Source organism: Nocardia sp. NPDC058058, from assembly GCF_042885355.1.
In the GTDB taxonomy this organism is placed as follows: Bacteria; Actinomycetota; Actinomycetes; order Mycobacteriales; family Mycobacteriaceae; genus Nocardia.
In genome coordinates this window covers 462,595-475,405 of record NZ_JBHVSA010000004.1, presented here as the reverse complement: position 1 = coordinate 475,405, position 12,811 = coordinate 462,595, and the positions used below count along the sequence as shown (strand labels likewise).

The window sequence follows — 12,811 nt, the reverse complement described above, 5'->3', positions numbered from 1 at the left end:
ACTTCCGGCCACCGCCAGGAGACCGGAGGGCATCGCTCAATGCCGGGGCGGCACCGGAATTCGCATGAGGTCCTCCGCGACGACTATCTCCCCGTCGAATTCCTTGCGCGCCTCGGACAGATGGTCGTCGAGTGAGCGATAGCGCTGGGAGAAGTGGGTCAGGACCAGGGTCCGCGCCCCCGCACGGGCCGCGACCTCGCCCGCCTGCCCGGCGGTGAGATGGCCGAACTCGGTGGCCAGATGGGTATCGGCGTCGACGAAGGTGGCCTCGATGACCAGCATGTCCACCCCCGCCGCCAGTTCGTGCACGCCGTCGCACATGCGGGTGTCCATGATGAACGCGAAGCTCTGGCCCCGGCGCAGTTCACTGACCTCGTCGAGATAGACGGTGCGCCCGTCGATTTCCACTTCGCCGTCGCGCTGTAGTCGCCCGACCACCGGCCCGGACAGCCCGAGTTCGCGCAGTCGCTCCGGCACGATGCGCCGTCCGTCGGCTTCGGTGAGCCGATAACCGAATGCCTCCACCGGATGGGAGAGTGGTGCGGTGCGCAATGTGAAAGGCGCTCCGGGCGCGGCCAATTCACCCGCCGTCGTGATCGGATGCGGGCGCAGCTCACCGGTCTGGTGATAGGCCGTGGAGGTGCACAGCCGCTGGAAGTACTCCTCGCCCGACGCCGGGTAATACACATCGACCGGATGCGGCACCTTGTCCAGGCTGATCCGCTGCACCACGCCCGCCAGCCCGAGGCTGTGATCCCCGTGGAAATGCGTGATGCCGATGCGGGTGAGGTCGGTGGCCGAGACCCCGGCGTAGATCATCTGCCGCTGCGTGCCCTCCCCCGGGTCGAACAGTAGGCCTTCGCCATCCCAGCGCAGCAGATAGCCATTGTGATTGCGCTGTTTGGTCGGTACCTGACTGGCTGTTCCCAAAATGACCAGTTCGCGCTGTGACACGGGCGTCAGGCTACCGGTCGACGGTGACTTCCTCAGGGCGGCGCGTTCCCGGGCGCGCCTTGCGGCAATACCAGGAGGGGGTATCGCGGCCGCCGCGACACCCGGCACTAGAATGGCCGTCGTGGTGGAACAACAGGCCCTCGGAACCCGGTTGACCCGGGCATTCGGCCTGTTCACCCTGCTCGCCGGAATCGCGATCATGCACGCGGTGGTCATCGGCATGGGCGGCGGTTCGGGCGAAATGAGCCATATGGGCTCGGGCACGCATACGACCGCACCGCTCCCGGCCGACATGTCCAATCCGCTCCCGGCCGACATGTCCAATCCGCTCGCGGCTGCCATGCCCGAACCGGTCACCATGGCCGTTGCCACGCCTCTCACCATGAGCACCGCACACGAGCAGACCATGCCCGGCTGCGGCGGCGACTGCGACGGCCACGCCGGATTGCACGGTTGCGTCTTCGTTTTGACCGCACTGCTACTCGCACTCGGGCTGGCCCTGCTGGGCTGGTTCGGTGTGCGGCAGCGCGAAACCGCCGCGACCAAGGTGCGCGGGCTACCCCCGCACCGCGCCCGCCCACCCCCGTGGACGGTGCCATCCCTGGCCGAATTGGCGATTCTGCGGATCTGATGGGCCGCCGCAACCGCGTATTCCACACGCGGACGCGCGCTTTCGCATGCCCATTTTCTCTTCCTCCGCAATTGCCAAGGAGTTCAACCATGTTCACCATCAGCCGTATCAAGCTCGCCGTCATTGCCGGTACCGCCGCCATCGCGGTCATCGCCGCGGGCTGTAGCAGCAATGATTCATCCAACTCGGCACCCGAGACCACCAGCGCATCCATGCCGGGCATGAACCACGGCGGCGCTATGCCGACCTCCGCGCAGCCCGCCACCCGCACCGATTTCAATGCCGCGGACGTGACTTTCCTGCAGATGATGTACCCGCATCACGCGCAGGCGGTCGAGATGGCGAAGCTGGTGCCCTCGCGCTCGCAGAATCCGGAGTTGATCACGCTCGCAAAGAATGTGGAGCAGGCGCAATCCCCGGAGATGCAGCAGATCACCACGCTGCTCCAGGCCTTCGGCAAGGGTGCGCCGAGCGCCACCATGGGCCACGAGGGTATGGCCGGAATGATGACCGCCGATCAGATGACCGCGCTGGCGAAGCTGTCCGGCCCGGACTTCGACAAGATGTGGGCGCAGATGATGATCGAGCATCACAGGGGTGCGATCGATATGGCGAATACCGAGCTCGCGGGCGGCGGCAATGCCGAGTCCAAGGCGATGGCCCAGGCCATCGTCACGAGTCAGCAGGCCGAAATCGATCAGATGAACCGGATGCTCGGCCAGTCCTAGTCCCGGAAAACGCAACGGGTGCACCGGAATCCGGTGCACCCGTCGGGTGTTCGAGCCGCAGCCGAGTCAGCTGCCGATGACCGTGTTCATGATCGTTCCCGCGCTGGTGGCCGTCGCGCCGCCGATCATGGCTCCCGCCACCATCTTCGGCGATTCCAGCCCGCCGCCGCTCCACTTCTCCCAGGCGAAACGGCCGCCGCCGTAGGTGATGGCGGTGACGCCCGACAGCATGGTGAACCAGGTGAAGTAGCGAACGAGTTTCATCAGCTTGTCCGCGACCGGTGGGGTCTCCGGGGTCGGATTGCCTATCTGCGCGACCACGGTCGTGTAGGTCTCGTGCACGGCGGCGAGGAGCATGCTCACGATCGGTTCCTCTCGAATGCTGAGGTGGTGCTGACAGGGCGGAACTTGTGGCGCAACTCTCACTAGTGAGTGCAATTGAACCTCATCCCGCCAGGTCGAGTCATGACGACACACCACCGGCAGCGAACTCGAGCGGCTGTTCAGTTATCGATCGGCATTCGCCTTGCCGAGCAGGGAGTGCTTGCGGCTGTAGACGAAGTAGATGACGAAACCGATCGCCATCCAGATCACGAACCGCAGCCAGGTCTCCACGGACAGGTTGAACATGAGCCAGGCGCAGGCGATCACGGACAGGATCGGCACCAGCGGGACCAGCGGCACCCGGAAGCCGCGCGGCAGGTCGGGACGGCTGCGGCGCAGTACGACCACACCGATGGACACCAGCACGAACGCGAAGAGCGTGCCGATATTGACCATTTCCTCGAGCGTGCCGAAGTCCACGAATCCGGCGAGCACCGCACAGATGACGCCGACGATGACGGTGATCCGCACCGGGGTGCCCTTGGGTCCGGTCTTGGCCAGCTTGCGCGGCATGAGCCCGTCGCGGGCCATGGCGAACAGCACGCGGGTCTGACCCAGGAACAGCACCATGACCACGGTGGTGAGTCCGGCCAGCGCGCCGATGGAGATCAGGTTCTTGGCCCAGGTGACGCCGTTGATGGCGAACGCGGTGGCCAGGGTGGCGTCATCGCCCTGCAAATCCTTGTAGGACACCATGCCGGTCAGCACCAGCGAGACCACCACGTACAGCACGGTGACGATGGCGAGCGAGCCGAGAATGCCACGCGGCACATTGCGCTGCGGATCCTTGGTCTCCTCGGCGGCGGTGGCGACCACGTCGAAGCCGATGAAGGCGAAGAACACGATGCTGGCCGCGGCGAGCAGGCCGTACCAGCCGAAGCTGCTGTGGCCGCCGCCGGTGACGAGCTGGAACAGGGTCTGATGCAGTTTGCCGGTGCCGGAGTCGTTGTTGGGCACCGATTCGGGGATGAACGGCTTCAGATTGCTGGCCTTGAAGTAGGTCGCGCCGACCACGACGACCAGGGCGATGACGGCCAGCTTGATGGCCACGGCCACCGCCGAGACGCGCGAGGAGAGCTTGGTGCCCAGGGCCAGCAGTACGGCCAGCACGGCGATGAGAAGTACCGCGCCCCAATCGAATTTGATCGAGCCGAAGTGCCAGATGGGCTGGCGTCCGCCCATGACGACGCCGAGGTATTGCGACCAGCCCTTGGCCACGACCGAGGTGCCGAGCGCGAATTCCAGAATGAGGTCCCAGCCGATGATCCAGGCGACGATCTCGCCGAAGGTGGCGTAGGAGAAGGTGTACGCGCTGCCCGCGACCGGCACGGTGGAGGCGAATTCGGCGTAGCAGAGCGCGGCCAGGCCGCAGGCGACGGCGGCGAAGACGAAGGCCAGCGATACCGCCGGTCCGGCGAGGTTGCCCGCGGTGCGCGCGGTGAGGGTGAAGATACCCGCGCCGACGACCACGGCCACGCCGAAGATGGTGAGGTCCCAGGAGGTCAGGTCTTTGCGGAGTTTGGCATCGGGTTCGTCGGTGTCGCGCATGGACTGTTCGACGGATTTGGTGCGGAACAACCCGCGCTCACGGGGGGACAGTTCTCCGGGCGCTCCCGACTGGGGATCCGATATCGCCACTGTGTCTCCTATGTCTGACTTCTCGGCAACAATGCAGTTGGCGTCGGACGTGCAACGCCCGGCACCTGATTCATTCGCCTTCGCATGTGACCGGCAGACAGAAACCCTGGTCCTGCCCCGGTCGGTGCTCTCGATCTCGGGGCGAGATCTGAGTTGTCGGCGTCACACCGAACCGTATCACCCACTGGTACGAACCAGTTCAGCAACTGGACGGACAACATTCGCCAGAATGCGGTTCGAAGGACCTCGCACCCGGAACCGGCCGGTCCCGTTAGGGTTTGGTATGCAGGACGGGGGCGGGCGCGCCACGGGTGATCGGGCGGCGCTGGACCGCGTGCTGGCCGATGCCCGCGCGGTGCAGATCCGGGAGATGCGCGGTGATGCCCGCTCGCTACTGGTGGAGCGCGACCCGGTTGCCGTGCAGGCGCTGCGCGAGGCGCTGCGGGTCACCGACGCACCCGGAATGTCCTGCATGTGCTTCGGCGACGTGTCCTTCGTCTTCCTCGACGCCGCCGGTCGCGAACTGACCGGAGTGACCCTGCACCACGGTGATTCGGTGCGCTGGGACGATGCCGCGCGCTGGGGCGGCTGGCACGATGACGCCATCCTGCGCGATAGCGCGCGCTCACTGGAGTGGCTGGCGGTGCGCGGGGTCACCTGGCCGCTGCGCGAATTCCGGGCCGCCCAGCGCCGCGCCGATGCGGCCGGGCATGCCCGCCGCCGCTGGACGGCCGATATCCCTGAGCTGATCACCGACTACACCGCCATGTTCCTCGAGACCACCGATCGCGGCGTGCCGCTGCTCGAGCCCGAATTGGCGCAGGTGCGCGACCGCCTGCTATCCGGTTATCCAGATCCGGTCGATCGAATCCTGCGACTGCTCATCTGGTACGGCTCGGGGACCGCGAACTCCTCGGGATATCCGACGCACGAGGCGGTTCCGGCGCAATTGCTGGATCAGGAGGAGCCCGCGGATGTCGCACGGGCGGTGGCGGACGCGACGGGTCGCGTGGCGGCGGACCCGACGGGTCGCGAGGCGACGGGCGCGACCGAGCACGCGGCGCCGGGGGCGGCGGTGCGCACGGGGGCGGACACACCCGCGGACCGCGCCCTGACGGGTGCGGTCCGCTATCTGGCGAGCTGGCCCGGACGGCAGCGGCTCCCAGCGCTTTCGGCGTATTTCACGCCGGAGGTGCGACGCGCGATCGTGGCGCACGCGCCGAGCGCCAAGACCCGTGCCTGGCTGGAACGCCGCTTTCCGAAGCGGTGAATCCGGTCAGGGCACCAGCACCGCGCGGCCGTTGATCTCGCCACTGTCCAAGCGGCGCAAGGCTTCCGCGCCGTCGGCGAGATCGAAGCGCTCGACCTCGACATGCAGTTTGCCCGCCTGGGCGAGACCGACGCAGTCGTAGAGGTCACCCCTGGTGCCGCCCAGCGACTTTCGCACCGTCGCACCCCAGGGCAGGAACGGCCCGCCCGCGGCACCGGCATTGATCTCCGGCGGGGTACCGCCGCCGATGCCGATCATGCGGTACGCGCCATTGGGCGCGACGCTCTCGACCGACATCTTCGCGGTGGCGTCGATGCCGACGAAGTCGAACACCGCTTCCGCGCCGCGTCCGCCGGTGAGCTCCAGAATCTGCTTCGAGGTGTCCGCACCGGACAGAATGCCCAGGTCCGCACCGCATTTGGCGGCGAGATCGAGTTTGTCCTGACTGACATCGACGGCGATGACCCGTACGCCGGTGATGGCCTGGAGAATCTGCACGGCGACATGGCCGAGTCCGCCGATGCCGATGGCGACGGCGGTTCCGCCGGGGCGCAACACATCTCGCGCACCGCGAATGGCGTGGTACGCGGTCAGCGCCGCATCGGCGACAGGTGCGGCCTGCAGGAAGTCCAGATCCCCGATCGGCACGAAGGCGCTGGCCGGAATGCGCACGTACTCGGCCATTCCGCCCTCGGCGGTGAGGCCGGGGGTGGGCGGCATGGCGACGCGTCCGGCCGCGATGCAGACGTTCTCATTGCCGCTGACGCATTCGCGGCAGACGCCGCAGGTCCAGAACAGGTAGACGAGTCCGCGTTCGCCGACCTCGCGGCCGTTCACATGGGAGCCGATGGCCTCGACGGTGCCCGCGATCTCGTGGCCGATGGTGAGCGGTTCCTCGCGTATTTGGTACGGGAAGTTCACCAGGGTCACATCCGAGTGGCAGACACCGGCGGCGCCGACCCGCAGCAGCAGATCATTGGGACCGATATCGGGGACCGGAATGTCGTTGACCGCGACTTTTTCGGGGCCGGTCCACTGGAGTGCTCGCATATTTCTTCCTTGACTCGAGCTGGTGATCTGGCGCACACGCTAGCACTCGCTATACAGTCCGTCTAACGAATGACGGGATGTCTACCGATATCCCGAAAAGGATCCCGGACAGCGGGACGAGAACCTAGGCTGCGGTCGCATGAACGAACCACGTATCGCTGTGGTGGGCGCCGGAATCTCCGGCATCTGTATGGGGGTGGCCCTGCGGCGGGCCGGATTCACCGACTTCACGATCTTCGAGAAGGCCGCCGATTACGGTGGCACCTGGCGCGACAATACCTATCCCGGACTGGTGTGCGATGTGCCCTCGCGCTATTACCAGTTCACCTTCGCGATGAATCCGCAATGGTCCCAACTGTATTCGGCCGGGCCGGAGATTCGGGACTATCTCGCCGGGGTGGCGCGCGAGCACGGACTGCCCGCACATACCCGGTTCGGGGTGGAGGTGGTCGGCGCACGGTTCGACGGCGCCGCGTGGCAGGTGCACACCTCCGACGGCGCGGAGCGGATCTTCGACTTCGTTTTGTGCGCAACGGGATTCCTGCATCGGCCGAATCGACCGGATATCGCGGGCCTGGATGATTTCACCGGGACCCTCATGCACTCCGCGCGCTGGGATCACGCGGTCGAGCTGACCGGCAAGCGCATCGGGGTGATCGGATCCGGTTCCACCGGAACGCAATTGGTCAGCGAGCTGGGCGGCAAGGTGCCGAAGGTGGTGATGTTCCAGCGGACTCCGCAGTGGATTCTGCCGACCGTCAACAAGCGGTACCGGGGCTTGACCAAGCGGCTCTATCGGCGACTGCCATTGCTGGGCAGCGCGGCGTATCAGGTGAATCGCGGCTTCTTCGCGGCCTTCTCGCAGGGGCTGGTACATCCGGGCCGGATGCGCTCGTTCATTCAGTGGGTGGTGGCGCGAAATCTGCGGTCGGTCCAGGATCCCGAGCTGCGCCGCAAACTGACACCGGACTATCAGGCCATGTGCAAGCGGCTGGTGGTCTCGGATCGCTTCTACCGCGTGGTGCAGCGATCGGACGTCGAATTGGTCACCAGCGCAATCGATCACGTGCAGGATACCGGGGTGGTGACCGCCGACGGCGAGCTGCACGAGCTCGATATCCTGGTGCTGGCAACGGGATTCGATTCGCACGCGTTCATGCGGCCGATGGCGATCACCGGTACCGGTGGCCGCACCCTGGATCAGGCGTGGGCGGATGGCCCGCGCGCCTTCGAGGGCGTGATGATGCCGGACTTCCCGAATCTGTTCATGCTGGTCGGGCCGCACAGCCCGTTCGCCAACCACCCGTTGACCGCGGTCGCAGAGGCGCAGTCCGAGCGCATTGTCGGCTGGCTGCGGCGGTGGCGCGCAGGCGAATTCGCGACCATCGCGCCGACCGCGGCCGCCACGAACCGCTACAACGCCATGATGCGCGCGGCCGCCCCCAGCACGGTGTGGACCACCGGGTGCCGGAGCTGGTATCTCGGCGCGGACGGGATGCCGGAGCTGTGGCCGTGGAGTCCGAACCAGTACGAGAAGCGAATCCGGCGGCGACCCGATCCCGTCGATTACCATCTGGGCCGCCCGGCCCTGAGCGAGAAGTGAGTGCCCGGTGCTGATTTCCCTGACCCGCTTGATGTCCCGCGCCGTGGGTGCGTGGTGGTTCGGCGCGGCCCCGGACTGGGTGGAGGTGCGCCGCCGCGCCACCGTGAGCACGACTTCGGCGAGCGCGGGCAAAGGCGTGCGCGTGACCGCCGGATGGCTGGCGGGTCTGCCGGTCGAAATACTCACGCCGGCAACGGCTCCGGCCGATGCGGCCGTGCTCTACCTGCACGGCGGCGGGTTCGTCATGGGCAGTCCCAAGATGATGCGGCCGCTCACCGGGCCACTCGCGGTGGATATGAACACCACCGTCTACGCGCTCGACTACCGGCTCGCCCCGGAGCATCCACATCCCGCACCCATCGAGGACGCGGTGGCTGCCTATCGTGCCCTGCTGGCGCGCGGAATTCCTTCGGAACGTATTGCGGTAGCGGGTGATTCGGCGGGCGGCGGACTCACGCTGGAGCTCGGCCTGCGCATCCGGGACCAGGCCCTGCCCGCTCCGGCGGTGCTCGGCATGATCTGCCCGCTGATGGATTTCTCACCGGATTCGGCGGCCTTCCACTGCGGTCCCACCCGCGAACCGCTGCTCACCCCCGAGGTGATCGCGAAATGCCTGGACGGCTATCTGCCGGGTGTCCCGGCCGAGCAACGCCGGGCACTGTCCCCGATATACGGCGACCTCACCGGCTTGCCCCCGATCGTGCTGCACTCGGCCACCGATGATCCGCTATCGGGCGACGGCCGCCGCCTGGCCGATATGGCGGCGAAAGCCGGTGCGCCCCTGCGGCATCGGGAGTATCGCAAACTCTGGCACGTATTTCACGCCATGCCCATGAAACCCGCACGCGCGGCCGTCGGCGATCTGGCCGCCATGCTCGCGGAGGGCATCTACGGTCATCGCACCGGGTACCGCGCCACGCACTGACCGAAACCTGCTCAGCCGCGGCCGATCTCGGCGTGGGTGTCGAGTTCGAGGGTGATGAACGCGCCGATCATGGCCCGCCATACGGCTTCCGCGACAGCGGGTTCCAGTCCGGCGGCCGCGGCGCGTTCCCGGGCGAGCGCGACGACCTGCTCCACCCGATCGGGGGCGCGCACGGCCTGCTCATCCTTCTTGAATCCGGCGGCGGCGCGCACCAGGCGCTGCCGCTCGGCCAGCAATCGGGTCAGTTCCCCGTCGAGGGCGTCGATGCGAGTGCGGACTTCGGCGAGCGATTCTGGAGCGGACACGATTGCAGACCTTAGCCGGGCGACCGGTACGAAAGCGCGGCCGCTCCCCTGCTCAGGCGAAGGCGCGGGTGATGATCGGTACGACGAAGTCCTCGAGCATGGTGCGTTCGTCGTCGTCATCGCGTCCCGGCGCCGAGAGCAGCGAGACGATGATGCGCGTCAGCCACCGGGCCAGGCGGCTGCGTTCGGGATCGGTGAGCCCGGTCGGGGTGAAAAGATTGGCCGCGATGGATTCGATGACCTCGGAATCCTGGCTGATGCGCCCGGCCGCGCCCGCCTCGCCGGGCCGGAACCAGGCGATGAGCAGCGGTTCGGCGCGCACCTGGTGCACGGCCCCCAGCATGGCGGCGATGATCCGCTCGCCCGGATCGTCGATACCGCGCACCTGATCCACCACGCGCGCGGAGATGCGCCGGGTTTCGCGGTGCACGAAGGCCAGCCGCACCGCCTGCCGGTTCTCGAAGTACCGGTACAGCGTGGCCCGCGAACATCCGGCCGCCTTGGCGATATCGCCCATGCCGACCGCGGTCACCCCGCGTTCGGCGAACAGGTCCGCCGCCGCGTCGAGAATGCGTTCGGCGGCCAGGTCGGCCCGATCGTCGGACAGCCAGTCCCGGCTCATGCTGTCTCCCTTCGGCCTTCGAGCGTTCGCCCGACCCTACCGGGGCGCGATCGTCACGCCACGGCCTGGAAGGGCACGCTCATGGGCCAGCGCACGTAGTTGCCGTTGGACCAGGTGACATTGTCGAGGTCGACGGCGAAGTCGGGGCAGCGGGTGAGCAGTTCCTCCAGCGCGACGCGGGCCTGCATGCGGGCGGCGGCCGCGCCGAGGCAGTGGTGGTGACCGTGGCTGAAGGTCATGATGCGCTTGGGATTGCGGCGCACGTCGAGTTCGGCCGCGGTGGGGCCGAATTCGCGTTCGTCGCGATTGGCGGAGCCGTAGAGCAGCAGTACCTTGCGCCCGGCGGGAATGACGGTGTCGTGCAGTTCCACATCGCGCGTGGTGGCGCGGGCCAGGCCCTGCACGGGTGAGGTCATGCGCAGGAATTCCTCCACCGCCTCGGAAATGAGTTCGGGCTGTTCGGCGAGCAGTCGCCGCTGTTCCGGATACCGGTGCAGCAGCTGTACCGCACCGCCGAGATTGCCGGTGGTGGTGTCGTTTCCGCCGGTGATCATGGTGAAGGCGAAGCCGAGAATGGCCAGGATGCCCTCGTTGTCGCCGTCCTCGCCGAGGCCGGAGGCGAGCAGGTGCGAGATGGTGTCGTCACCGGGTTCGGCGCGGCGGCGGGCGATGAGTTCGGCGAAGTAGCCGACCATCTCACCGAGCGCGGAGGGCAGTTCACCGCCGGCGGCGATCTTGGCACCGTCCACCGCGCCGCCGACGATGGCGTAGGTCCATTCGTCGAATCGGTCCCGATCCGCTTCCGGCACACCGAGATAGTGCGCGACCACCATGGTCGGCAGCGGTTTGAAGAGTTCGGCGACGATATCGCCGGATCCGGCGGCGCGCAGGCGTTCCAGGCGTTCCACCACGAAGGCGCGGACGGCGGGTTCCACCGAATTCACCTGGCGCGGTGTGAATCCGCCCGCGACGCGGCGGCGGAAGTCGGTGTGCTCGGGCGGATCCATGAACACGAACGGGCGGATCGGAATGCCCGCCGCTTCCAGGCTCATGTAGTCGACGGTCAATCCGGCTGCGGAGGAATAGGTTTCGGGGTCGCGCGCGGCCGCGTACACGTCCTCGTGCCGGGACAGCACGTAGAAGTCGTCCTGCTCGCGCCCCTCGGGGATGACGCGGTGCACCGGATCGTTGTCCCGCAATGCCGCGTAGGTGGGCCAGGGGTCACGCCAGGTCTCCCCGGACATCAGCTCGAATCGAACTTCCTGAGACGCCATTGAACTCATGATTCGACGGTAAGACAAATAGCCAATTTTGTCTAGAACAGGTTTCACTCTTCGCCGCCGGGCACGTCCCGGGCGGCCCGGACCAGCACGAAGGTCAACTCGGTATCGCCGATCCGCAAGCGCACACCGTCGGCCAGGATGGCGCTGTCCACCACCCGCACGCCGTCGACGAACACGCCGTTCGAGGAGTGCAGATCCTTGAGCACGTAGGTCATGCCGTTATCGACGATGAGCGCGTGATGCCTGCTCACGCGCCCATCGGCCAGTGGAATGTCATTGTCGGAGAGTCGTCCGATGCGGGTCGCGGTGCCGGAGATCGGGTACACATTGCCATCGCGATCGCGCAGGATCGCCTGCGGTTCATGCCAGCTGCGATCCACGATGGTGGTGGCGCGGGTCGCGGAGGCGGCCCCGACCACACCGGCGGTCAGCTGGTCCTGCCGCAGAATGCGCGCTTCGAGTTCACGAATGCGATGCCCGGGATCGATGCCGAGCTCCTCGGCCAGGGTGGCGCGCAGGCGGCGCGCGGCATCGAGGGCGTCCGATTGCCGTCCGGCCAGGTAGAGCGCGGTGATCAACTGCTCCCAGAGTGATTCGCGCAGTGCGTGATCGCGCACCAGCAGCGCCAGTTCGGCGATGACGGATTCGGCGCGACCCTGCGCGATATCCGCTTCGGCGCGGGCCTCGATGACGCCGATGCGCTCATCGTCCAGGGCCACGGCGTAGGCGTCGGCGAAACCGAGTCCGCGCAGATCGGACAGGACGGGGCCGCGCCATTGCGCGAGCGCTTCGGACAGTGCGGTGGTGGCGGCGGCGAAGCGGCCCGCGGCCAGGGCGCGCAGGCCGACCTCGCGGCGGGTGCGGAAGCGGAAGACATCGCAGGCGGCGTCATCGACCACGATGCGATAGCCGGTGCCCATGTGCTGGAGCATGGTGCGCGCGTCGATTCCGCCGTCGCGCAGTGGTTTTCGCAGATTGGAGACGATGGCGTGCAGGCTGACCCGGGCGTCCGGGGGCGGATACTCCTCCCAGACCGCGGCGGCCAGCGCGTCCACCGAGACCGGCCGGTTCGCGTTGATGGCCAGATAGGCCAGCACCGCACGCTGTTTCGGCCCGCCGAGCTGCTGCGGTACACCGTCGATGGTGAGCTGCACCGGGCCCAGCACGCCGACCTGTGCGCGCACCTCGGCCATCGTCGAACTCCTCACGACCGTCCCCCATGGCTTTCGACCGCAACTTTAAGCTTTTTCGCGCCCGCACGTGGGGCTGTTATCCGCCGCATCGGAAAATGCGGACCGGGGGGGGGGGCAACGGCGGGGGCGCCGGGCCTGAATCAGCACGCCGGGTCGGATATTGGTGGTTTTCGGCGGAGAAGTCCGACCATGTGGTCGGGGGGGTTGGCCCCCCCCACACCGGGA

At 67.3% G+C, this 12,811-nt stretch carries 13 protein-coding genes; 5 read left to right on the top strand and 8 right to left on the bottom strand.

What is annotated here, in order from left to right; all coding sequences use genetic code 11:
- Positions 1–36: 36 nt before the first annotated feature.
- On the bottom strand, positions 37–954 hold the full coding sequence (locus ACFVUS_RS33280) for a ribonuclease Z (RefSeq protein WP_387775735.1): 918 nt from the start codon (positions 952–954) through the stop codon (positions 37–39).
- 121 nt (positions 955–1,075) lie between these two features.
- On the opposite strand from ACFVUS_RS33280, the gene ACFVUS_RS33275 reads away from it, so the two are divergent.
- Positions 1,076–1,585: a hypothetical protein gene (locus ACFVUS_RS33275; protein ID WP_387775732.1), complete on the top strand. Its 510-nt coding sequence runs from the start codon at positions 1,076–1,078 to the stop codon at positions 1,583–1,585.
- Positions 1,586–1,674: 89 nt separating this feature from the next.
- Positions 1,675–2,313: a DUF305 domain-containing protein gene (locus ACFVUS_RS33270; protein ID WP_387775729.1), complete on the top strand. Its 639-nt coding sequence runs from the start codon at positions 1,675–1,677 to the stop codon at positions 2,311–2,313.
- 66 nt (positions 2,314–2,379) lie between these two features.
- On the opposite strand, the gene ACFVUS_RS33265 is transcribed toward ACFVUS_RS33270, so the two are convergent.
- Positions 2,380–2,670 (bottom strand): hypothetical protein, encoded by a 291-nt coding sequence (locus ACFVUS_RS33265; RefSeq protein WP_387778428.1) that lies wholly within the window; start codon positions 2,668–2,670, stop codon positions 2,380–2,382.
- A 150-nt stretch (positions 2,671–2,820) separates the two neighbouring features.
- Complete coding sequence (locus ACFVUS_RS33260; RefSeq protein ID WP_387775726.1) at positions 2,821–4,335, bottom strand: amino acid permease; 1,515 nt, start codon at positions 4,333–4,335, stop codon at positions 2,821–2,823.
- Between the two features lie 283 nt (positions 4,336–4,618).
- Here ACFVUS_RS33260 and ACFVUS_RS33255 point away from each other — a divergent pair, with 283 nt between their 5' ends.
- Positions 4,619–5,605: a hypothetical protein gene (locus ACFVUS_RS33255; protein ID WP_387775723.1), complete on the top strand. Its 987-nt coding sequence runs from the start codon at positions 4,619–4,621 to the stop codon at positions 5,603–5,605.
- Positions 5,606–5,611: 6 nt separating this feature from the next.
- Here the strand turns inward: ACFVUS_RS33255 and ACFVUS_RS33250 are convergent, their stop codons facing one another.
- Positions 5,612–6,655 (bottom strand): NAD(P)-dependent alcohol dehydrogenase, encoded by a 1,044-nt coding sequence (locus ACFVUS_RS33250; protein ID WP_387775720.1) that lies wholly within the window; start codon positions 6,653–6,655, stop codon positions 5,612–5,614.
- Between the two features lie 139 nt (positions 6,656–6,794).
- On the opposite strand from ACFVUS_RS33250, the gene ACFVUS_RS33245 reads away from it, so the two are divergent.
- Complete coding sequence (locus ACFVUS_RS33245; protein ID WP_387775717.1) at positions 6,795–8,258, top strand: flavin-containing monooxygenase; 1,464 nt, start codon at positions 6,795–6,797, stop codon at positions 8,256–8,258.
- Positions 8,259–8,265: 7 nt separating this feature from the next.
- Positions 8,266–9,183 carry an alpha/beta hydrolase gene (locus ACFVUS_RS33240; RefSeq protein ID WP_387775714.1) on the top strand — a complete coding sequence of 306 codons (918 nt, stop codon included), beginning with the start codon at positions 8,266–8,268 and terminating at the stop codon, positions 9,181–9,183.
- An 11-nt stretch (positions 9,184–9,194) separates the two neighbouring features.
- Here the strand turns inward: ACFVUS_RS33240 and ACFVUS_RS33235 are convergent, their stop codons facing one another.
- From ACFVUS_RS33235 to ACFVUS_RS33220, 4 genes are read right to left on the bottom strand one after another with little or no spacing between them, the layout of a single operon-like run.
- Positions 9,195–9,488, bottom strand: coding sequence for a chorismate mutase (locus tag ACFVUS_RS33235; protein WP_387775711.1), 294 nt, complete (start codon positions 9,486–9,488; stop codon positions 9,195–9,197).
- Positions 9,489–9,540: 52 nt separating this feature from the next.
- The gene (locus ACFVUS_RS33230) at positions 9,541–10,110 is read right to left on the bottom strand and encodes a TetR/AcrR family transcriptional regulator (protein WP_387775708.1); all 570 of its coding nucleotides are present in this window, start codon (positions 10,108–10,110) and stop codon (positions 9,541–9,543) included.
- Positions 10,111–10,163: 53 nt separating this feature from the next.
- Positions 10,164–11,393, bottom strand: a complete 1,230-nt coding sequence (locus tag ACFVUS_RS33225; protein ID WP_387775705.1) for a cytochrome P450 — start codon at positions 11,391–11,393, stop codon at positions 10,164–10,166.
- A 44-nt stretch (positions 11,394–11,437) separates the two neighbouring features.
- On the bottom strand, positions 11,438–12,586 hold the full coding sequence (locus ACFVUS_RS33220; RefSeq protein ID WP_387775702.1) for a BTAD domain-containing putative transcriptional regulator: 1,149 nt from the start codon (positions 12,584–12,586) through the stop codon (positions 11,438–11,440).
- Between the last annotated feature and the right edge of the window lie 225 nt (positions 12,587–12,811).

What these genes read in the sequence shown, in the direction of transcription:
- ACFVUS_RS33270 (WP_387775729.1), top strand. Translation starts at nt 1,675, where the DNA reads ATGTTCACCATCAGCCGTATCAAGCTCGCCGTCATTGCCGGTACCGCC.
- ACFVUS_RS33265 (WP_387778428.1), bottom strand. Translation starts at nt 2,670, where the DNA reads ATGCTCCTCGCCGCCGTGCACGAGACCTACACGACCGTGGTCGCGCAG.
- ACFVUS_RS33255 (WP_387775723.1), top strand. Translation starts at nt 4,619, where the DNA reads ATGCAGGACGGGGGCGGGCGCGCCACGGGTGATCGGGCGGCGCTGGAC.
- ACFVUS_RS33250 (WP_387775720.1), bottom strand. Translation starts at nt 6,655, where the DNA reads ATGCGAGCACTCCAGTGGACCGGCCCCGAAAAAGTCGCGGTCAACGAC.
- ACFVUS_RS33245 (WP_387775717.1), top strand. Translation starts at nt 6,795, where the DNA reads ATGAACGAACCACGTATCGCTGTGGTGGGCGCCGGAATCTCCGGCATC.
- ACFVUS_RS33230 (WP_387775708.1), bottom strand. Translation starts at nt 10,110, where the DNA reads ATGAGCCGGGACTGGCTGTCCGACGATCGGGCCGACCTGGCCGCCGAA.
- ACFVUS_RS33225 (WP_387775705.1), bottom strand. Translation starts at nt 11,393, where the DNA reads ATGAGTTCAATGGCGTCTCAGGAAGTTCGATTCGAGCTGATGTCCGGG.
- ACFVUS_RS33220 (WP_387775702.1), bottom strand. Translation starts at nt 12,586, where the DNA reads ATGGCCGAGGTGCGCGCACAGGTCGGCGTGCTGGGCCCGGTGCAGCTC.